The sequence below is a fragment of the Streptomyces sp. SudanB25_2051 genome (assembly GCF_964272635.1).
Lineage (GTDB): Bacteria > Actinomycetota > Actinomycetes > Streptomycetales > Streptomycetaceae > Streptomyces.
Genome location: NZ_OZ186787.1, coordinates 3,998,147 through 4,017,312, shown reverse-complemented (window position 1 = coordinate 4,017,312; position 19,166 = coordinate 3,998,147). Strand labels below are relative to the sequence as shown.

Here is a 19,166-nt window from a genome sequence, read left to right as displayed (position 1 = left end):
CCGCCCACGCGAAAGCGCCCCGTACGGGTCCGGAACCGGAACCCGTACGGGGCGCCCTCACGTGCGGCGGGGCGGTCAGCCCAGCGTCGCCTTCACCACGTCGGCCAGCTGGCCCGCCACGGTCCGGGCCTGCTCGATGTCGGCGGCCTCGACCATGACCCGTACGAGGGGCTCCGTACCGGACGGGCGGAGCAGGACGCGGCCGGTGGTGCCCAGCGCCCGCTCGGCGTCCGCGACGGCGATGCCCAGCTCCGCGGAGGTCTTCACGCGGCTCTTGTCGACGTCCTTGACGTTGATCAGGACCTGCGGGAGGCGCTCCATCACACCGGCCAGGTCGGCGAGCCGCCGCCCGGTCGCCGCGACGCGCGCCGCGAGCAGCAGACCGGTCAGGGTGCCGTCGCCGGTGGTGGCGTGGTCCAGGACGATGACGTGCCCGGACTGCTCGCCGCCCAGCGCGTACCCCCGCTCCTTCATCTCCTCCAGCACATAGCGGTCGCCGACCGCGGTCTGGACGAGGCGCAGGCCCTCGCGCTCCATGGCGAGCTTGAAGCCCAGGTTCGACATGACGGTCGCCACGACGGTGTCCCCGCGCAGCGTGCCCGCCTCGCGCATGGCCAGCGCCAGGACGGCGAGGATCTGGTCGCCGTCGACCTCCGTGCCCGTGTGGTCCACGGCCAGGCAGCGGTCGGCGTCGCCGTCGTGGGCGATGCCCAGGTCGGCACCGTGCTCCAGGACGGCGGCCTTCAGCATGTCGAGGTGCGTCGAGCCGCAGCCGTCGTTGATGTTGAGGCCGTCCGGGGTCGCGCCGATCGTGACGACCTCGGCGCCCGCCCGCGTGAACGCCTCCGGCGACACGTGCGAGGCGGCGCCGTGCGCCTCGTCCAGGACGATCTTCAGCCCGTCGAGCCGGTTGGGCAGCACGGACAGCAGGTGGGCGATGTAGTCGTCGGCGCCCTGGCCGTAGTCCTTCACCCGGCCCACACCGGCACCCGTCGGCCGGTCCCAGGGCTCGCCGGTGCGGTGCTGCTGGTACACCGCCTCGATGCGGTCCTCCAGCTCGTCCGCCAGCTTGTGCCCGCCGCGCGCGAAGAACTTGATGCCGTTGTCGGGCATGGCGTTGTGCGACGCGGACAGCATGACGCCCAGGTCGGCGCCGAGGGAGCCGGTCAGATAGGCGACGGCGGGCGTCGGCAGGACGCCCACCCGCAGTACGTCGACCCCGGCGCTGGCGAGGCCCGCCACGACGGCGGCCTCCAGGAACTCCCCCGACGCGCGCGGGTCCCGGCCGACCACCGCGGTGGGCCGGTGGCCCTCGAAGGTTCCCGCCTCGGCGAGCACGTGGGCCGCCGCCACGGACAGGCCGAGCGCCAGCTCCGCCGTCAGATCCGCGTTGGCGACACCGCGCACGCCGTCCGTGCCGAAGAGTCGTCCCACAACCGTCCTCCGAAAGACTTGCCTGATGAACAAGGAGAAACGTACGCCCCGGCAGCACGGGAGTGCCGCCGGGGCGTACGTACGAGCAGCCGAGCAGGCGCGGTGATTAGCGCTTGCTGTACTGCGGCGCCTTGCGGGCCTTCTTCAGACCGGCCTTCTTCCGCTCGACCGCGCGGTCGTCGCGGCTGAGGAAGCCGGCCTTCTTCAGCGGGCCGCGGTTGTTGTCCACGTCCGCCTCGTTCAGGGCGCGGGCCACGCCGAGGCGCAGGGCACCGGCCTGGCCGGAGACGCCGCCACCCGAGATGCGGGCGATGACGTCGTAGCGGCCCTCGAGCTCGAGCACCTTGAAGGGCTCGTTGACTTCCTGCTGGTGCACCTTGTTCGGGAAGTAGTCCTCGAGGGTGCGACCGTTGATCTTCCACTTGCCGGTGCCCGGGACGATCCGGACGCGGGCGATGGCGTTCTTGCGGCGGCCCAGGCCGGCGGCCGGCTGCGGCTCACCGAAGCGGGAAGCCAGGGACTCCGAGGTGTACTCGCCCTCGACGGGGACCTCGGACTCGAAGGTGGTGACCTCGGCGTAGGTCTCCTCGCCCTCGATGGGGTTCTCAACAGTGGTCTCGGCCACGATGCTCCTCAGATTCTCTTCGTCTTAGGGGGTGGCCGGACTTACTGCGCGACCTGGGTGATCTCGAACGGAACCGGCTGCTGGGCAGCGTGGGGGTGGTTCTCGCCCGCGTAGACCTTCAGCTTCGAGAGCATCTGACGGCCGAGGGAGTTCTTCGGGAGCATGCCCTTGACGGCCTTCTCGACGGCCTTCTCCGGGTTGTTCGCCAGGAGGTCGTCGTAGCGGACGGAACGCAGACCACCCGGGTAACCGGAGTGGCGGTACGCCATCTTCTGGGTCCGCTTGTTGCCGGACAGGTGCACCTTGTCGGCGTTGATGATGATGACGAAGTCACCAGCGTCGACGTGCGGCGCGTAGATCGGCTTGTGCTTGCCCCGGAGGAGCGTGGCGGCGGTGGAGGCCAGGCGACCCAGGACGACGTCCTGGGCGTCAATGACGTGCCACTGGCGAGTGATATCGCCGGGCTTGGGGCTGTACGTACGCACGGTCGTAGCCTTCGCTTCTTCAGTGAGTGGGTCCTGTCAAGGCCACCACGGACGATCACGACAGCCATGACCACACGTCGGTGACGCAAACCGAGTGCAGGTCGCTGGTCATCGGCCCGGTGAGCCGGCGTAGCGGCTCCTCACGTGAGATCGAGCAAGCCAGTACGCATAACGAACCAGAAGAATACGCGCCGTCCCCCACCCGGGTCAAAACGACCGCCCGGCCCTCCCGGCCGCTACCGGTCGCGTACCACGCGCCGCTCGTCCCACACCGGCTCGGCCGTCTCCCGTACGACACCGTCCGACCCGAACACCAGGAACCGGTCGAAGGAACGCGCGAACCACCGGTCGTGCGTCACCGCCAGCACCGTCCCGTCGAACGCCTCGAGACCCGCCTGGAGCGCCTCCGCGGACTCCAGGTCCAGGTTGTCCGTCGGCTCGTCCAGCAGCAGCGCCGTGGCGCCCGACAGCTCCAGCAGCAGGATCTGGAACCGCGCCTGCTGCCCGCCCGACAGCCGCCCGAACACCTGGTCGCCCTGCTTCTCCAGCTCGTACCGCCGCAGCACCGACATCGCCCCGCCGCGGTCCTTGGAGTGCTCGGTCCACAGGATGTCGACCAGGGTCCTGCCCTCCAGCTCCGGATGGGCGTGGGTCTGCGCGAAGTGGCCCGGCACGACCCGCGCGCCCAGCTTCCACGCACCCGTGTGCGCGACCGACGGATCACCCGCGAGCAGCCGCAGGAAGTGCGACTTCCCGGAGCCGTTCGACCCCAGGACGGCGACCCGCTCCCCGTAGAAGACCTCCAGGTCGAACGGCTTCATCAGCCCGGTCAGCTCCAGACCGCGGCACTCCACCGCCCGCACCCCGGTCCGCCCGCCGCGCAGCCGCATGCGGATGTCCTGCTCGCGCGGCGGCTCCGGCGGCGGACCGGCCTCCTCGAACTTCCGCAGCCGGGTCTGCGCCGCCGCGTACCGCGACGCCATCTCATGGCTGACCGACGCCGCCTGCCGCAGGTTGACCACCAGCCGCTTGAGCTGCGCGTGCTTCTCCTCCCAGCGCCGCTTCAGCTCCTCGAACCGCGCGAAACGCTCCCGCCGCGCCTCGTGGAAGGTGGCGAAGCCCCCGCCGTGCACCCACACGTCCGCCCCGGCCGGGCCCGGCTCCACCGCGACGATCTTCTGCGCGGCCCGCGCCAGCAGCTCCCGGTCGTGCGACACGAACAGCACCGCCTTGCGGGTCTCGCCCAGCCGCTCCTCCAGCCACCGCTTGCCCGGCACGTCGAGGTAGTTGTCCGGCTCGTCCAGCAGCAGCACCTCCTCGGGACCGCGCAGCAGCGCCTCCAGGACCAGCCGCTTCTGCTCGCCGCCGCTCAGCGTCCGCACCTCGCGGAACTGCGCACGCTCGTACGGGACGCCCAGCGCCGCCGTGGTGCACATGTCCCACAGCGTCTCCGCCTCGTAGCCGCGCGCCTCCGCCCAGTCGCTCAGCGCCTGCGCGTACCGCATCTGCGCGGCCTCGTCGTCCACCGTCATGATCAGGTGCTCGGCCTCGTCGACCGCCGCGGCCGCCTCCCGGATGCGCGGCGGCGCCACAGACACCAGCAGGTCCCGCACCGTCCGCTCGTCCCGTACGGACCCCACGAACTGCGGCATCACGCCGAGACCGCCGCTCACGGCGACCGTCCCGCCGTGCGGCTGCGCCTCCCCCGCGATCAGCCGGAGCAGCGTCGTCTTCCCCGCGCCGTTCGGCCCGACGAGCGCGACGACGGCCCCCTCCCCGACCCGGAACGACACATCACCGAGCAGCGCCCGCCCGTCCGGCAGGTAGTACTCCAGATGCGCGACCTCGACATGTCCCATGCCCGCATTCTGGCCGCCCGCGGGGGCCGTGCCCAACCGGTTTAGGATGCGCGGCATGAGCTATGGGGGACCGCAGTGGCCGCAGGGCCCGCACCAGCCGGACGGCGGCTCCGGCCACGACCCGTACGGGGGGCAGCAGCAGTACGGAACGGGACAGCCGGACGGCACACCGCAGGGACGCCCCGGCTACGGCTACCCCCAGGGCCAGGACCAGCCCGCGTACGGCTACCCCCAGGGCACGGGCGGACCCGGCTACGGCTACCCGCACGCCACGAGCGGACCCGGCTACGGCTACCCCCACCCGCAGTCGCCGTATGGGCAGCAGCAGCCCGCGCCGGGCCACGAGCCCCCCTTCGGCGGCGGCCAGAACGACGGCACCCCCGACTGGAGCGCGCTCGCCGAGGCGTCGGAGGCCCGGCAGCGCCGCAAGCGCTGGCTCATCGCGGGCGGCGGCGTCCTCGCCACGGCCGCCATCGCCACGCTGGTCGCCGTCGCGGTCGTCTCCTCCGACGAGGACGGCCCCGCGACGGCCGGCGGCGCCACCGGCAGCTCCGCCGCCACCGTCCCCGGCGGCGCCGAACTGCCGACCGGCCAAACCGGCCCGCAGCCCTCGTTCTCCTCGGTCGCCCCGCCGCCCCCGCCCAACCCGATGGACTTCATCTCCACCGCGGCCAAGGACAAGGCCCCGCTCACCCCCGAGGGCCTCTTCCCCGGCAAGAAGCTCACCTTCGGCGACCGCGTCTACACCAAGGGCGCCACCAGCTCCACCACGAACTGCGCCTCCGCCGGCAAGGGCGGCCTCGGCTCCGTCCTGGAGAGCAACGGCTGCACCCGCGTCATCCGCGCCACGTACACCCGCGACGGCGTCGCGATCACCGTCGGCGTCGCCCTCTTCGCCGACCAGGGCAAGGCCCTCAAGGCGAAGGAGGGCGCCCGCGGCGGCGTCGCCCCGCTCGCCGGCAGCGGCGTCGGCGACTTCTGCCGCGCCACCGTCTGCCTGCGCCGCTCCAACTCCCTGGGCCGGTACGCCTACTTCACGCAGGCCGGCTTCACCGACGGCAGGAAGGTCACCCAGTCGGACACGGTCGTCTTCAAGACCAGCGACGACCTTGCGTCCTTCACCTTCAACCAGATCTACGCCCGCGGCCGCGCCCAGGCGTCAGCAGCAGCCACCGCGCCCGCCGGCGGGCAGTGACCGCTTGTTGCGGGCCTCCCGGTTGCGGGCGGCCAGCAGCTCGTCCGCCGGGTAGCCGACCTCCTCCAGCGTGAGCCCGTGGGGCCGTACGACGTGCACGGCGGAGTCCCGCACCCCGGCGGCGAGCACCTTGCCCGGCCAGTCCACCGGCCGGTGCCCGTCACCGACGAACAGCATCGCGCCGACCAGCGAGCGCACCATGTTGTGGCAGAACGCGTCCGCCCGCACGGTCGCCTCCAGCACCCCGCTCGGCAGCCGCTCCCAGCGCAGCTCCTGCAGCGTGCGGATGGTCGTCGCCCCGTCGCGCTTCTTGCAGTACGCGGCGAAGTCGTGCTCGCCCAGCAGCCGCTCGGCGGCGGCGTTCATGGCGTCCACGTCCAGCGGCCAGTCGTGCCACAGCACGTGCCCGCGCAGCAGCGGGTCGACGCCGCCGGGGTTGTCGGTGACCCGGTAGGCGTAGCGGCGCCAGATCGCCGAGAACCGCGCGTTGAAGCCGGGCGGCGCCTCCTCGACGCGCCAGATCCGCACATCGTGGGCGAGCCGCCCGGCCAGCCGCCGCAGCAGCTTGTCCCGGTGCTCGGCCCACAGCTCCTCGGGCAGGTCGACATGGGCGACCTGGCCGCGGGCGTGCACCCCGGCGTCGGTCCGCCCGGCGACGGTCAGCTCGTACGTCCGCGTGGACCGCGTGACGGTCCGCAGGGCGTCCTCGATCTCGCCCTGGACGGTGCGCCGCCCGCCGGCCTGCTTGGCCCACCCGTGGAAGTCCTTGCCGTCGTACGACAGGTCCAGCCGTACCCGTACGAAGCCGGGCTCCACCTCATCGCTCACGGAGACGATCCTCTCAAAGTCCTGCACACGCGGAACGGGCCCGTACCCCTTGGGTACGGGCCCGCCCGTTCGGCCTTGGCCGTAAGGCTCGGCCATCGTCCCCGCTCACGCGGGGACAAGGGGCTCACGCCTCCGGGTCACCCCCGCTCACGCGGGGACGGCGGAGACTCAGGCCTCCTTCGACTCCTCGGCCGGAGCCTCGGTGGCGGCGGCCTCGTCGGCCTCCTTCACCGCGCGCTTGGTCGCGGCCTCGGCCTCGGCGACGGTCGCCTTCTTGGCGATCTCGCCCTCGACCAGCTCGATGACCGCCATCGGGGCGTTGTCGCCACGACGGTTGCCGATCTTGGTGATGCGGGTGTAGCCACCCGGGCGCTCGGCGTAGCGCGGGGCGATCTCGGTGAAGAGCGTGTGGACGATGCTCTTGTCCGTGATCGTCTGGAGAACCAGGCGACGGTTGTGGATGTCGCCCTTCTTCGCCTTGGTGATCAGGCGCTCGGCGACCGGACGCAGGCGGCGGGCCTTGGCCTCGGTCGTGGTGATGCGGCCGTGCTCGAAGAGCGACTTCGCGAGGTTCGCGAGGAGCAGCTTCTCGTGCGCGGCGCTGCCGCCCAGACGGGCACCCTTGGCGGGCTTCGGCATGGTGTTTCTCCTTGTGATCTGCACCGGCCGTATCAGGTACCGGTGTCAGGGCCCCGCGGGCGGGCGCCCGCGGGCAGTGATCAGTACTGCTCGGTCTCGACGAAGCCCGCGTCCGCGTCGTCGTCGGCGCCGAAGGCGTCCGCGGCGGCGGTCGGGTCGAATCCGGGCGGGCTGTCCTTGAGGGCCAAGCCCATGCCGGCCAGCTTCGCCTTGACCTCGTCGATCGACTTCGCACCGAAGTTGCGGATGTCGAGCAGGTCGGCCTCGGAGCGGGCGACGAGCTCACCCACGGAGTGGATGCCCTCGCGCTTGAGGCAGTTGTAGGAGCGGACCGTCAGCTCCAGCTCCTCGATCGGCAGCGCCAGGTCGGCGGCCAGGGCGGCGTCCGTGGGGGACGGGCCCATGTCGATGCCCTCGGCGTCGATGTTCAGCTCGCGGGCGAGACCGAACAGCTCGACCAGGGTCTTGCCGGCGGACGCCATGGCGTCGCGCGGGCGCATGGCCTGCTTGGTCTCGACGTCGACGATGAGCTTGTCGAAGTCGGTGCGCTGCTCGACTCGGGTCGCCTCGACCTTGTAGGTGACCTTGAGGACCGGCGAGTAGATGGAGTCGACCGGGATGCGGCCGATCTCCTGGCCCGCCTGCTTGTTCTGCACGGCGGAGACGTAGCCGCGACCGCGCTCGACGGTCAGCTCCATCTCCAGCTTGCCCTTGCTGTTGAGCGTGGCGAGGACCAGGTCGGGGTTGTGGACCTCGACACCGGCCGGCGGGGCGATGTCGGCGGCGGTGACCAGACCCGGGCCCTGCTTGCGCAGGTACATCACGACCGGCTCGTCGTGCTCCGAGGAGACGACCAGCTGCTTGATGTTGAGGATGAGGTCGGTGACGTCCTCCTTGACGCCCGGCACGGTGGTGAACTCGTGCAGGACACCGTCGATGCGGATGGACGTGACGGCCGCACCCGGGATCGAGGAGAGGAGCGTACGGCGGAGGCTGTTGCCGAGCGTGTAGCCGAAGCCCGGCTCCAGCGGCTCGATGACGAACCGCGAGCGGTACTCGTCGACAACCTCTTCGGTCAGCGAGGGACGCTGAGCGATCAGCATGGTGTGTTCCTTCAGTCGTGGACGCCCGCTATTTGACGTCCTCGGATGATGCAAGGGTACGGGCGGTACGCCCCCGAAGGGCCGTACCGCCCGGAAACCCTGCTACAGGCAGCAGCCGTGCGTCAGACGCGGCGGCGCTTCGGCGGGCGGCAGCCGTTGTGCGGGGTCGGCGTGACGTCCTGGATGGAGCCGACCTCGAGGCCGGTCGCCTGCAGGGAGCGGATCGCGGTCTCACGACCGGAGCCCGGGCCCTTGACGAAGACGTCGACCTTGCGCATGCCGTGCTCCTGCGCGCGGCGGGCGGCCGACTCGGCGGCCATCTGCGCGGCGAACGGAGTCGACTTGCGGGAGCCCTTGAAGCCGACGTGGCCGGCGGAGGCCCAGGAGATCACGTTGCCGGACGGGTCCGTGATCGAAACGATGGTGTTGTTGAACGTGCTCTTGATGTGCGCGTGGCCGTGAGCGACGTTCTTCTTTTCCTTGCGGCGCACCTTCTTGACGGCGCCCTGACGTCCCTTGGGGGGCATCTCTTACTCCTACGGGAGGTGGTCGGTCCTACAGCGAAGACCGTGGGAAATGCGGGGGTCCGGGGGTCGCCCCCCGAAAGCCGCAGTGTCCGCTGTGGACTACTTCTTGCCCGGCTTCTTCTTACCGGCGATGGCGCGACGCGGGCCCTTGCGGGTGCGGGCGTTCGTGCTGGTGCGCTGACCGCGGACCGGCAGGCCACGGCGGTGGCGCAGACCCTGGTACGTGCCGATCTCCACCTTGCGGCGGATGTCGGCCTGGATCTCGCGACGGAGGTCACCCTCGGTCTTGATGTTGTTGTCCACGTACTCGCGGATCTTGACCAGGTCCTCCTCGGACAGGTCACGAACGCGGGTGTTCGGGTTCACACCGGTGGCGGCGAGGGTCTCCTTCGCCAGGGTGCGGCCGATGCCGAAGACGTAGGTGAGTGCGACCTCCACGCGCTTGTCGCGCGGGATGTCAACACCGGAAACGCGTGCCATTCACTGGCTCCTGTGTGATCGGGGGTCTTCCGCAACGCCGTTCTCTGGCCGCCGTACGAGGTACGGACCAGGTCCCCGGCCCCCGCCGGAGGTGTCGCCAGCCAAAACGGCCCGGCGGGCGCTGCGTATGTACGAATTACTTGCGTCGCGCGTGAGCTGCGAGGTGCAGGTAGGTGTAGGTCGGCGTGCGTCAGCCCTGGCGCTGCTTGTGGCGCAGGTTGTCGCAGATGACCATGACCCGGCCGTGGCGGCGGATCACCTTGCACTTGTCGCAGATCTTCTTGACGCTCGGCTTGACCTTCATGGGATGTGAGGTTCTCCGGGTCAGTGCCAGCACCCCGTAGGAGGGGTACGGACAAGATCTACTTGTAGCGGTAGACGATCCGGCCACGCGTCAGGTCGTAGGGAGACAGCTCCACGACGACCCGGTCATCCGGGAGGATGCGGATGTAGTGCATCCGCATCTTGCCGCTGATGTGCGCGAGGACCTTGTGACCGTTCTGGAGCTCCACCTTGAACATGGCGTTCGGCAGGGACTCGATCACGGTGCCCTCAATCTCGATGGCACCTTGCTTCTTGGCCACGCTTCGCCCTTCGAATCGGCTACCTTGATCGACTTTCGCTGCCGCGTGCGGGCACGCTGGTACACGAGAGCCGACGCATCAGTCTACGCGAGGCCCCGAGAAAAGACGAATCCCCCAGCCTGCCCACTCCCGGAGATCCCTAAGCCGGCCCAGTGCGGGCCTGGCGCGGGAACGCCGGAGGGGCTGGTCGGGGGATGCCGTCGGCAAGCCGCAGAAAGCGCTCGTGCGGGCCGCCCCGGGGGCCGGCGGCGCAGGGCCGGGCGGCCTTCCCGGGAGGGCGGCATCGGGCCGGTCGGGGCCGGGCTCGCCGGGGCGGTCAGGCGAGGGGGTCGGGGGCGGCCTTGACGCCGAGCTCGGCGAGCTTCGCCTTGCCGCCGTCGGGGGCGGTGAGGACCAGCGGGCCCTCCTCGGTGAGGGCGACCGAGTGCTCCCAGTGCGAGGACCAGGTGCCGTCCGTCGTGATGACGGTCCAGTCGTCCTCCAGGACCTCCGTGCGGGGCGTGCCCAGGGAGACCATCGGCTCGATGGCGAGGCAGAAGCCCGGCACCAGCTTGGGGCCCTTGCCGCGCTTGCGGGAGACGTAGTTCAGCAGGTGCGGGTCCATGTGCATCTCGCTGCCGATGCCGTGGCCGCCGTAGTCCTCGATGATCCCGTACTTGCCGCCGCCCGGCTTGGGCTGGCGGCGGATGTACGTCTCGATGGCGCGGGAGATGTCCACCAGCCGGTTGCCGTTCTTCATGGCGGCGATGCCGGCCCACATGGATTCCTCGGTGACCCGCGACAGCTCCAGCAGCTCCGGGGCGTGCCCGGAGCCGACGAACGCCGTGTAGGCGGCGTCGCCGTGCCAGCCGTCGACGATGGCGCCCGCGTCGATGGAGATGATGTCGCCGTCCTTGAGGACGACGTCGTCACTGGGGATGCCGTGGACGACGACCTCGTTGACCGAGGTGCAGATGGTCGCGGGGAAGCCGCCGTACCCGAGGAAGTTCGACTTCGCGCCGTGCTCGGCGATGACCTTGCGGGCGGCCTCGTCGAGGTCCTTGGTGGTGGCGCCGGGCACGGCCACCTCGCGCGTCGCCGCGTGGATGGCCGCGACGACCAGCCCCGCCTCGCGCATCTTCGCGATCTGCTCCGGGGTCTTGATCTGCACCATGACGGCAAACGCCTTTCTCGGACTGCTCGACGGTCGGGGGGGTGTTCTCGGTACCACGATACGGGCGGGCGCCGCCCAACGGCTTCGGCCGCGGCGCCCGGGTGGGCGCCGCGGCCGAAGCGCGGATCGTGCGTGGCGGTTGTTACGCGACCGGCTCGCCGCGCAGCGCGGCCATGGCCCGGTCGGTGACCTCGTTGACCTTGCCGAGCGCGGAGATCGTGACCACGAGGCCCTGGGCCCGGTAGTGGTCGATGATCGGCTCGGTCTGCGTGTGGTAGACCTCCAGCCGCGTGCGGACGGTCTCCTCGGAGTCGTCGTCGCGCTGGTACAGCTCGCCGCCGCAGACGTCGCAGACGCCGTCCTGCTTCGGCGGGGAGTACGTCACGTGGAAGACGTGCGCGCTGTCGTTGCGGCAGATCCGGCGGCCGGCGATCCGCTTGACGACCTCGTCCTCGGGGACCTCCAGGTCCAGGACGGCGTCGAGCTTCATGTCGGCGGCCTCGAGCATCGCGTCGAGCGCCTTGGCCTGGGCGACGTTGCGCGGGAAGCCGTCCAGCAGGAAGCCGTTCTCGGCGTCCGGCTGCTCCATGCGGTCCTTGGCCATCCCGATCGTGACCTCGTCGGGCACCAGGTTGCCGGCGTCCATGTACGCCTTGGCCTGCTTGCCCAGCTCCGTGCCCTGACTGATGTTTGCCCGGAACAGGTCACCCGTGGAGATGTGCGGAATCGAGAGATTCCGGGCAAGGAACGCGGCCTGCGTACCCTTGCCGGCTCCGGGTGGTCCGACGAGGACGATTCGCATCAGCGGAGGAACCCTTCGTAATTGCGCTGCTGGAGCTGGCTCTCGATCTGCTTCACGGTCTCCAGCCCCACACCCACGATGATGAGGATGCTCGTCCCGCCGAACGGGAAGTTGGCGTTCGCACCGCCGAAGCCCGCCAACGCCATCGTCGGCACAAGAGCGATCAGACCCAGATACAGCGAGCCGGGCCAAGTGATCCGGTTGAGCACGTAGCTCAAGTACTCAGCAGTAGGTCGACCGGCCCGGATACCCGGGATGAAGCCACCATACTTCTTCATGTTGTCGGCCACTTCCTCGGGGTTGAAGGAGATGGCCACATAGAAGAAGGCGAAGAACACGATGAGGAAGAAGTAGATCACCGTGTGGATGGGCTTGCCGTCCACCAAATGCTGCTGAATCCAGGCAGACCACCCCGACGTGCTGCTGCCGGCGAACTGGACGATCAGGATCGGGATGTAGAGCAGCGACGAGGCGAAGATGACGGGAATCACACCCGCCTGGTTCACCTTGAGCGGGATGTACGTCGAGGTCCCGCCGTACGAGCGGCGGCCGATCATGCGCTTCGCGTACTGGACCGGGATGCGGCGCTGGGCCTGCTCGACGAAGACCACCAGGGCGACCATCACGAAGCCGATCAGGATGACCGTGCCGAACTCGATCCAGCCCTTGGCGAGCTTGCCGCTCTCCTTGATGGCCCACAGGGAGCCGGGGAAGCCGGCGGCGATCGAGATGAACATCAGGATCGACATGCCGTTGCCGACGCCGCGGTCGGTGATCAGCTCACCGAGCCACATGACGAGGGCGGTACCGGCGGTCATGGTGATGACCATGACGATGATGGTGAAGATCGACTGGTCAGGAACGATCTGGCTGGCGACGCTGCATCCGGTGAACAGCGCACCGCTCTTCGCGGTGGCGACCAGGCCGGTGCCCTGCAGGATGGCCAGGGCGACGGTCAGGTAGCGCGTGTACTGCGTGATCTTCGCCTGCCCCGACTGGCCCTCCTTCTTCAGGGCCTCGAGGCGCGGGATGACCACGGTCAGCAGCTGAAGGATGATGCTCGCCGTGATGTACGGCATGATGCCGAGCGCGAAGATGGTGATCTGCAGCAGGGCACCACCGCTGAACATGTCCATCAGGCCGAGCAGGTTGTTGTTGCCCTGCTGGGCCTGCTTGACACATTGCTGGACGTTCTCGTAGTCCACACCGGGAACGGGGATGTGCGCACCGAGCCGGTAGAGCACGATGATGCCGAACGTGAAGAGCAGCTTCTTACGCAGGTCGGGCGTCTTGAACGCCCGGGCGAACGCGGTGAGCACGGTGCCTCCTGCGACCCCCGAGCTAGCGCGTCAGAGGCGACGGGTTTGAAGAATCATCGGTTACTTGGCTGGGCGGACTGTGCTGGCACAGTCCGCCCGAAGATTAATGGCGCCACCCTACCCGGCCAGGTGGCACACGGGAAACATCTGTAGCGGCCCACGGCCCGAACCCACGGGCCCGAACCCCGTGCCCCGCCACGACATTCACCCCCAAGCGGGACCCACACCCCGCACACCCGTGCCCCCGGGCCCCAGCCGGCCTCCCCCGCAGCGACCGAGCTCACCCACCCCACGACGGACCCGCCCGCCCCCGTTGTGGGCAGTCGTTCCTCCCCCAAGGACTTCGTCCAGGGGGGACCCCCAGGGCGGAACGGGTGGGCACAACGGGGTGCCCCGCCCGGGAGGGTGCCCCCTTGTGCGGTGCGCGCGGGAACGGGCACCCGCCAGGTCCGCTGTGCCCACCCTCCCCCAAGCTCTCGGCTTCGCTCGAGCAGGGGGGACCCCCATCGCCCTGGGGGTCCCCCCTGGACGAAGTCCTTGGGGGGAGAACGCATGCCCACAGCGGCGGCGGACACGGCCCACAGAGCGCAACCGCCCGTAGAGGCGTTCCGGGTCCATGATGCGGAGCCCGAGCCCGCAGGGGGCGGCGCCCGGGCGTGAGGGCGCCTCTCAAGGCCGACAGGGCGCGGTCGGCCCCACTGAGGGCGCCCTCAAGGGGCCGGACCGCGTCCGGGTATGGGAAAGGCCTGGTAAGGCGCCTTGCGGCGTCTTACCAGGCCTTTTCCGGGGCTCAGACGAGCTCGGTGACCGTACCGCCGGCGGCGGTGATCTTCTCCTTGGCGGAGCCGGAGACGGCGTCGACCGTCACCTGCAGCGCCACGGAGACCTCGCCCTGACCCAGCACCTTGACGAGCTGGTTCTTGCGAACCGCGCCCTTGGCGACCAGGTCGGCGACCGTCACCTCGCCACCCTCGGGGTAGAGGGCAGCGAGCTTGTCCAGGTTCACGACCTGGTACTCGGTCTTGAACGGGTTCTTGAAGCCCTTCAGCTTCGGGAGGCGCATGTGCAGCGGCATCTGGCCGCCCTCGAAGCGCTCCGGAACCTGGTAGCGGGCCTTCGTGCCCTTGGTACCACGACCGGCCGTCTTACCCTTCGACGCCTCACCACGACCCACACGGGTCTTGGCAGTCTTGGCGCCCGGGGCGGGACGGAGGTTGTGGATCTTCAGCGGGTTGTTCTCCGCCATGATCAGTCGACCTCCTCGACCGTCACGAGGTGGCGGACGGTGTGCACCATGCCGCGGAACTCGGGGCGGTCCTCCTTGACGACCACGTCACCCAGGCGCTTGAGGCCCAGGGTACGCAGCGTGTCGCGGTGGTTCTGCTTGCTGCCGATGTACGACTTCGTCTGCGTGATCTTGAGGCGAGCCATTACGCACCCACCCCGGCACGCGCACGCAGCAGAGCCGCGGGGGCGACGTCCTCGAGCGGCAGACCGCGGCGGGCCGCGATCTCCTCGGGACGCTGCAGGCCCTTCAGGGCCTCCACGGTCGCGTGCACGATGTTGATCGCGTTGTCGGAGCCGAGCGACTTCGACAGGATGTCGTGAACGCCGGCGCACTCGAGCACGGCACGCACCGGGCCACCGGCGATAACACCGGTACCGGGGGAAGCCGGCTTGAGCAGGACGACGCCCGCGGCCTTCTCGCCCTGGATCGGGTGCGGGATGGTGCCCTGGATACGGGGGACCTTGAAGAAGTGCTTCTTGGCCTCCTCCACACCCTTGGCGATGGCGGCCGGCACCTCCTTGGCCTTGCCGTAACCGACACCCACGGTGCCGTCACCGTCGCCCACCACGACCAGCGCGGTGAAGCTGAAGCGACGACCACCCTTCACAACCTTGGCGACGCGGTTGATCGCGACAACGCGCTCAACGTACGCGGTCTTCTCGGCGGCAGCAGCGCCGCCGTCACGGCCCTTCCGGTCCCGCCGCTCGCCGCCACCGGCACCGCTTCCGCGGCGCTGGGGTCCAGCCATTGGAATTACCTCTCTCTGTATCCGCTAGCTACGGAACCGGCTCAGAACTTCAGGCCGGCTTCGCGGGCGGCGTCCGCCAGGGCGGCGATGCGCCCGGCGTACCTGTTGCCGCCACGGTCGAACACGACAGCCTCGACACCGGCGGCCTTGGCACGCTCGGCGACGAGCTTGCCGACCTGCTGGGCCTTCGCCGACTTGTCGCCTTCGCCGCCGCGGATGGACGCGTCCAGGGTCGACGCCGACGCCACGGTGTGACCCGCGATGTCGTCGATGACCTGGGCGGTGATCCCACGGTTGGACCGGGTGACGACCAGGCGCGGACGCTCAGCGGTACCCGAGACCTTCTTCCGGATGCGGATGTGGCGACGCTTCAGAGCAGCGCCCTTGTAGGCCTTGCCCTTGGCAATCTTCACGCCGTATGCCATGGCTTACTTACCAGCCTTTCCGACCTTGCGGCGGATGACCTCGCCCGCGTACTTCACGCCCTTGGCCTTGTACGGGTCGGGCTTGCGCAGCTTGCGGATGTTCGCGGCGACCTCGCCGACCTTCTGCTTGTCGATGCCCTCGACCGAGAACTTGGTCGGCGACTCGACCTTGAACGAGATGCCCTCGGGCGCCTCGACGAGGATCGGGTGGCTGTAGCCGAGCTGGAACTCCAGGTCGGAGCCCTTCGCGGCAACGCGGTAACCGACACCGCTGATCTCGAGCGCCTTCGTGTACCCCTGGGTCACACCGGTGATCATGTTGGCCACCAGCGTGCGGGACAGGCCGTGAAGGGCCTTGTTCTGACGCTCATCGTTGGGGCGGGTGACGTTCAGAACGCCGTCCTCACCCTTGACGATCTCGATCGGCGCGGCGACGGTGTGGGTCAGGGTGCCCTTGGGGCCCTTCACCTCGACCGTACGGCCATCGATGGTGACGTCCACGCCGGCGGGAACCGTGATGGGGAGCTTGCCGATACGCGACATTGGCTTTTCCTCCGTTCCCGACTACCAGACGTAGGCGAGGACTTCCCCACCCACGCCCTTCTTCTGCGCCTGCTGGCCGGTCAGGAGACCGTGGGACGTGGAGATGATCGCCACGCCCAGGCCGCCGAGAACCTTCGGCAGGTTGGTGGACTTCGCGTAGACCCGGAGACCGGGCTTCGAGATCCGCTTGATGCCCGCGATGGAGCGCTCGCGGTTCGGGCCGAACTTCAGCTCGAGGACGAGGTTCTTGCCGACCTCGGCGTCCTCGACCTTCCAGCCCGTGATGAAGCCCTCCTGCTTGAGGATCTCCGCGATGTGAGACTTGATCTTGCTGTGCGGCATCGTCACGGTGTCGTGGTACGCCGAGTTCGCGTTCCGCAGACGCGTAAGCATGTCTGCGATCGGATCAGTCATGGTCATGAATTGGCCTTCGGCCTCTCTCGCCGGGGTTTCCTGTATGCGCCATCCCTCTCCCCACTCATGGGCGGGACGGGTGCGGTGCGGGGACCTACGGCGTAGTAAGCGTTATCTAGCGGGGCTCGGCCCGCGGGCGTCCGGGCGGCAGGCGCCCAACCCCACAAGCCTACGTCATGTGGGGAGGGGCCCCTGCCGACCGGTCTGCTTACCGAGAGCCTGGCATCAACCCAACTGGGCTGATTACCAGGAGCTCTTGGTCACGCCCGGCAGCTCGCCACGGTGAGCCATCTCACGGAGGCACACGCGGCACAGGCCGAACTTGCGGTAGACGGAGTGGGGCCGGCCGCAGCGCTGGCAGCGGGTGTACGCGCGCACACCGAACTTCGGCTTGCGGGCGGCCTTAGCGATCAGAGCCTTCTTCGCCACGGTCAGTTCTCCTTGAACGGGAAGCCGAGGTGACGGAGGAGGGCACGACCCTCGTCGTCGTTGGTCGCCGTGGTGACCACGGTGATGTCCATGCCCCGGACCCGGTCGATCTTGTCCTGGTCGATCTCGTGGAACATGACCTGCTCCGTGAGACCGAAGGTGTAGTTGCCACGGCCGTCGAACTGCTTCGGGGACAGACCGCGGAAGTCGCGGATGCGCGGCAGCGCGAGCGACAGGGTGCGGTCGAGGAACTCCCACATGCGGTCGCCACGGAGCGTGACGTGGGCACCGATCGGCTGACCCTCACGCAGCTTGAACTGCGCGATGGACTTGCGGGCCTTGGTGACGGCCGGCTTCTGACCGGTGATCGTGGTGAGGTCGCGGATGGCGCCCTCGATCAGCTTGGAGTCGCGGGCGGCGTCGCCCACACCCATGTTGACCACGATCTTGACGAGGCCCGGAACCTGCATGACGTTCTCGTACTTGAACTCGTCACGCAGCTTGCCGACGATCTCCTCGCGGTACTTCGTCTTGAGACGCGGGGTCGTGGTGGTAGCCATCAGATGTCCTCACCCGTCCGCTTGGCAACGCGGATCTTGTTGCCGTTCTCGTCGAAGCGGTAACCGACGCGGGTCACGACCTTCTTGCCGTCCTTCTCCACGACGAGCTGAACGTTGCTCACGTGGATGGGGGCTTCGACCGTGACGATGCCGCCGGCCTGCGAGGCGCGGCCCGGCTGGTTCGCCTTGGTGTGCTTCTTGACCCGGTTGACACCCTCGACCAGGACGCGGTCCTCACGGGGGAAGGCCGCGATGACCTTGCCCTGCTTGCCCTTGTCCTTGCCGGTGATGACCTGGACCAGGTCACCCTTCTTGATCTTCATGCTTACAGCACCTCCGGCGCGAGCGAGATGATCTTCATGAACTTCTTCTCGCGCAGCTCACGGCCGACCGGGCCGAAGATACGGGTGCCGCGAGGGTCGCCGTCGTTCTTCAGAATGACGGCGGCGTTCTCGTCGAAGCGGATGTACGAGCCGTCCTGGCGGCGGCGCTCCTTGACGGTGCGAACGATGACCGCCTTGACGACGTCACCCTTCTTCACGTTGCCACCGGGGATCGCGTCCTTGACGGTGGCGACGATGACGTCACCGATGCCCGCGTAGCGGCGACCGGAGCCACCGAGCACACGGATGCAAAGGATTTCCTTCGCACCAGTGTTGTCGGCGACACGCAGTCGCGACTCCTGCTGGATCACGTCTATCTCCTGATTGTCTGCCGGTTCCCGGCGCCCGTGGGCGAACCCACGGGACGCCGAGCCTGGCGGAACGAACCTGAAGGGTTACCCCTTCAAGTAATTACTTGGCCTTCTCGAGGATCTCGACGACGCGCCAGTGCTTCGTCGCGGACAGCGGCCGGGTCTCCATCAGGAGGACGCGGTCGCCGACGCCGGCAGCGTTCTGCTCGTCGTGGGCCTTGAGCTTGCTCGTGCTACGGATGACCTTGCCGTACAGCGCGTGCTTCTTGCGGTCCTCGACGGCGACGACGACGGTCTTGTCCATCTTGTCGCTGACGACGATGCCCTCACGGGTCTTGCGGAAGCCCCGAGCCTCAGTGTTCGTCTCAGTCACGTTGTTCTCGCTCATCAGGCGTTCTCCACCGTTTCGATGCCCAGCTCACGCTCGCGCATCAGGGTGTAGATCCGCGCGATGTCCTTGCGGACCGCCTTCAGACGGCCGTGGTTCTCGAGCTGCCCGGTCGCCGCCTGGAAGCGGAGGTTGAACAGCTCTTCCTTGGCCTCGCGGAGCTTCGCCAGAAGCTCCTCGTTGCCCAGCTCGCGCAGCTCGGACGCCTTGGTACCGGCCGACATCACGCTTCACCTGCCTCGCGCTTGACGATCCGGCACTTCATCGGCAGCTTGTGGGCCGCGCGGGTCAGCGCCTCACGGGCGATCTTCTCGTTGGGGTACGACAGCTCGAACATGACGCGTCCGGGCTTGACGTTGGCGATCCACCACTCCGGAGAACCCTTACCGGAACCCATGCGGGTCTCGGCGGGCTTCTTGGTGAGCGGACGGTCCGGGTAGATGTTGATCCAGACCTTGCCGCCACGCTTGATGTGGCGGGTCATGGCGATACGAGCCGCCTCGATCTGGCGGTTCGTGACGTACGCCGGGGTCAGCGCCTGGATGCCGTACTCGCCGAACGCAACCTGCGTGCCACCCTTGGACATGCCGTTGCGCTTGGGGTGGTGCTGCTTGCGGTGCTTGACCCTACGGGGGATCAGCATT

Annotated in this window: 28 protein-coding genes; 1 reads left to right on the top strand and 27 read right to left on the bottom strand. The window is 68.9% G+C overall.

From position 1 onward, the window contains the following. Positions 1–75 precede the first annotated feature (75 nt). The 4 genes from glmM to ACSUPT_RS18160 all read right to left on the bottom strand — a co-directional run bounded on the left by glmM (position 76) and on the right by ACSUPT_RS18160 (position 4,403). Entirely contained in the window at positions 76–1,434 is a 1,359-nt protein-coding gene (gene glmM, locus ACSUPT_RS18175; RefSeq protein WP_361658260.1) for a phosphoglucosamine mutase, read from the bottom strand. Between the two features lie 106 nt (positions 1,435–1,540). Beyond that, complete coding sequence (gene rpsI, locus ACSUPT_RS18170) at positions 1,541–2,059, bottom strand: 30S ribosomal protein S9 (RefSeq protein ID WP_351963331.1); 519 nt, start codon at positions 2,057–2,059, stop codon at positions 1,541–1,543. A gap of 41 nt (positions 2,060–2,100) precedes the next feature. Continuing rightward, positions 2,101–2,544, bottom strand: coding sequence for a 50S ribosomal protein L13 (rplM, locus tag ACSUPT_RS18165; RefSeq protein ID WP_351963330.1), 444 nt, complete (start codon positions 2,542–2,544; stop codon positions 2,101–2,103). A 236-nt stretch (positions 2,545–2,780) separates the two neighbouring features. After that, positions 2,781–4,403 (bottom strand): ABC-F family ATP-binding cassette domain-containing protein, encoded by a 1,623-nt coding sequence (locus ACSUPT_RS18160; protein ID WP_436944956.1) that lies wholly within the window; start codon positions 4,401–4,403, stop codon positions 2,781–2,783. Positions 4,404–4,458: 55 nt separating this feature from the next. Here ACSUPT_RS18160 and ACSUPT_RS18155 point away from each other — a divergent pair, with 55 nt between their 5' ends. Continuing rightward, positions 4,459–5,598: a hypothetical protein gene (locus ACSUPT_RS18155; protein ID WP_436944955.1), complete on the top strand. Its 1,140-nt coding sequence runs from the start codon at positions 4,459–4,461 to the stop codon at positions 5,596–5,598. On the opposite strand, the gene truA is transcribed toward ACSUPT_RS18155, so the two are convergent. From truA to rplP, 23 genes are all read right to left on the bottom strand, one after another. Further along, positions 5,563–6,426, bottom strand: coding sequence for a tRNA pseudouridine(38-40) synthase TruA (gene truA, locus ACSUPT_RS18150; protein ID WP_365724267.1), 864 nt, complete (start codon positions 6,424–6,426; stop codon positions 5,563–5,565). The two genes, ACSUPT_RS18155 and truA, sit on opposite strands and share 36 nt — an antisense overlap. Positions 6,427–6,594: 168 nt before the next feature. After that, positions 6,595–7,065 (bottom strand): 50S ribosomal protein L17, encoded by a 471-nt coding sequence (gene rplQ / locus ACSUPT_RS18145; RefSeq protein WP_023587012.1) that lies wholly within the window; start codon positions 7,063–7,065, stop codon positions 6,595–6,597. An 80-nt stretch (positions 7,066–7,145) separates the two neighbouring features. Next, positions 7,146–8,168 carry a DNA-directed RNA polymerase subunit alpha gene (locus tag ACSUPT_RS18140; protein WP_351963326.1) on the bottom strand — a complete coding sequence of 341 codons (1,023 nt, stop codon included), beginning with the start codon at positions 8,166–8,168 and terminating at the stop codon, positions 7,146–7,148. 122 nt (positions 8,169–8,290) lie between these two features. After that, positions 8,291–8,695 (bottom strand): 30S ribosomal protein S11, encoded by a 405-nt coding sequence (gene rpsK / locus ACSUPT_RS18135; RefSeq protein WP_017949643.1) that lies wholly within the window; start codon positions 8,693–8,695, stop codon positions 8,291–8,293. A gap of 99 nt (positions 8,696–8,794) precedes the next feature. After that, positions 8,795–9,175, bottom strand: coding sequence for a 30S ribosomal protein S13 (rpsM, locus tag ACSUPT_RS18130; protein ID WP_351963325.1), 381 nt, complete (start codon positions 9,173–9,175; stop codon positions 8,795–8,797). 190 nt (positions 9,176–9,365) lie between these two features. After that, the gene (rpmJ, locus tag ACSUPT_RS18125) at positions 9,366–9,479 is read right to left on the bottom strand and encodes a 50S ribosomal protein L36 (protein ID WP_003956441.1); all 114 of its coding nucleotides are present in this window, start codon (positions 9,477–9,479) and stop codon (positions 9,366–9,368) included. A 58-nt stretch (positions 9,480–9,537) separates the two neighbouring features. After that, positions 9,538–9,759: a translation initiation factor IF-1 gene (infA, locus tag ACSUPT_RS18120; RefSeq protein ID WP_003956442.1), complete on the bottom strand. Its 222-nt coding sequence runs from the start codon at positions 9,757–9,759 to the stop codon at positions 9,538–9,540. Positions 9,760–10,075: 316 nt separating this feature from the next. Further along, positions 10,076–10,912: a type I methionyl aminopeptidase gene (gene map / locus ACSUPT_RS18115; RefSeq protein ID WP_351963324.1), complete on the bottom strand. Its 837-nt coding sequence runs from the start codon at positions 10,910–10,912 to the stop codon at positions 10,076–10,078. A gap of 142 nt (positions 10,913–11,054) precedes the next feature. Further along, positions 11,055–11,714: an adenylate kinase gene (locus tag ACSUPT_RS18110; protein WP_351963323.1), complete on the bottom strand. Its 660-nt coding sequence runs from the start codon at positions 11,712–11,714 to the stop codon at positions 11,055–11,057. Further along, entirely contained in the window at positions 11,714–13,033 is a 1,320-nt protein-coding gene (gene secY, locus ACSUPT_RS18105) for a preprotein translocase subunit SecY (RefSeq protein ID WP_365724271.1), read from the bottom strand. Before secY ends, ACSUPT_RS18110 begins: the two co-directional genes overlap by 1 nt. Positions 13,034–13,823: 790 nt before the next feature. Next, positions 13,824–14,279, bottom strand: coding sequence for a 50S ribosomal protein L15 (gene rplO / locus ACSUPT_RS18100; RefSeq protein ID WP_023587019.1), 456 nt, complete (start codon positions 14,277–14,279; stop codon positions 13,824–13,826). A 2-nt stretch (positions 14,280–14,281) separates the two neighbouring features. Beyond that, positions 14,282–14,464 carry a 50S ribosomal protein L30 gene (gene rpmD, locus ACSUPT_RS18095; RefSeq protein ID WP_023587020.1) on the bottom strand — a complete coding sequence of 61 codons (183 nt, stop codon included), beginning with the start codon at positions 14,462–14,464 and terminating at the stop codon, positions 14,282–14,284. Next, positions 14,464–15,069, bottom strand: coding sequence for a 30S ribosomal protein S5 (rpsE, locus tag ACSUPT_RS18090; protein WP_023587021.1), 606 nt, complete (start codon positions 15,067–15,069; stop codon positions 14,464–14,466). The genes rpmD and rpsE overlap by 1 nt, the downstream gene beginning before the upstream one ends. Positions 15,070–15,110: 41 nt before the next feature. Further along, the gene (rplR, locus tag ACSUPT_RS18085; protein ID WP_010473938.1) at positions 15,111–15,494 is read right to left on the bottom strand and encodes a 50S ribosomal protein L18; all 384 of its coding nucleotides are present in this window, start codon (positions 15,492–15,494) and stop codon (positions 15,111–15,113) included. A 3-nt stretch (positions 15,495–15,497) separates the two neighbouring features. Continuing rightward, on the bottom strand, positions 15,498–16,037 hold the full coding sequence (gene rplF, locus ACSUPT_RS18080) for a 50S ribosomal protein L6 (RefSeq protein ID WP_168437702.1): 540 nt from the start codon (positions 16,035–16,037) through the stop codon (positions 15,498–15,500). A gap of 21 nt (positions 16,038–16,058) precedes the next feature. After that, a complete protein-coding gene (gene rpsH / locus ACSUPT_RS18075) occupies positions 16,059–16,457 on the bottom strand; it encodes a 30S ribosomal protein S8 (protein ID WP_010473942.1) in 399 nt (132 codons plus the stop codon). Positions 16,458–16,694: 237 nt separating this feature from the next. Further along, a complete protein-coding gene (locus ACSUPT_RS18070) occupies positions 16,695–16,880 on the bottom strand; it encodes a type Z 30S ribosomal protein S14 (protein WP_003956452.1) in 186 nt (61 codons plus the stop codon). 2 nt (positions 16,881–16,882) lie between these two features. Beyond that, a complete protein-coding gene (gene rplE / locus ACSUPT_RS18065; RefSeq protein WP_010473944.1) occupies positions 16,883–17,440 on the bottom strand; it encodes a 50S ribosomal protein L5 in 558 nt (185 codons plus the stop codon). Then, entirely contained in the window at positions 17,440–17,763 is a 324-nt protein-coding gene (gene rplX / locus ACSUPT_RS18060; RefSeq protein ID WP_023587023.1) for a 50S ribosomal protein L24, read from the bottom strand. Before rplX ends, rplE begins: the two co-directional genes overlap by 1 nt. A gap of 2 nt (positions 17,764–17,765) precedes the next feature. After that, positions 17,766–18,134, bottom strand: a complete 369-nt coding sequence (gene rplN / locus ACSUPT_RS18055; RefSeq protein WP_003956455.1) for a 50S ribosomal protein L14 — start codon at positions 18,132–18,134, stop codon at positions 17,766–17,768. 100 nt (positions 18,135–18,234) lie between these two features. Beyond that, the gene (rpsQ, locus tag ACSUPT_RS18050; protein ID WP_006130775.1) at positions 18,235–18,522 is read right to left on the bottom strand and encodes a 30S ribosomal protein S17; all 288 of its coding nucleotides are present in this window, start codon (positions 18,520–18,522) and stop codon (positions 18,235–18,237) included. Continuing rightward, complete coding sequence (rpmC, locus tag ACSUPT_RS18045; RefSeq protein WP_007494763.1) at positions 18,522–18,746, bottom strand: 50S ribosomal protein L29; 225 nt, start codon at positions 18,744–18,746, stop codon at positions 18,522–18,524. The genes rpsQ and rpmC overlap by 1 nt, the downstream gene beginning before the upstream one ends. Next, positions 18,746–19,165 (bottom strand): 50S ribosomal protein L16, encoded by a 420-nt coding sequence (rplP, locus tag ACSUPT_RS18040; protein WP_009190136.1) that lies wholly within the window; start codon positions 19,163–19,165, stop codon positions 18,746–18,748. The genes rpmC and rplP overlap by 1 nt, the downstream gene beginning before the upstream one ends. Between the last annotated feature and the right edge of the window lies 1 nt (position 19,166).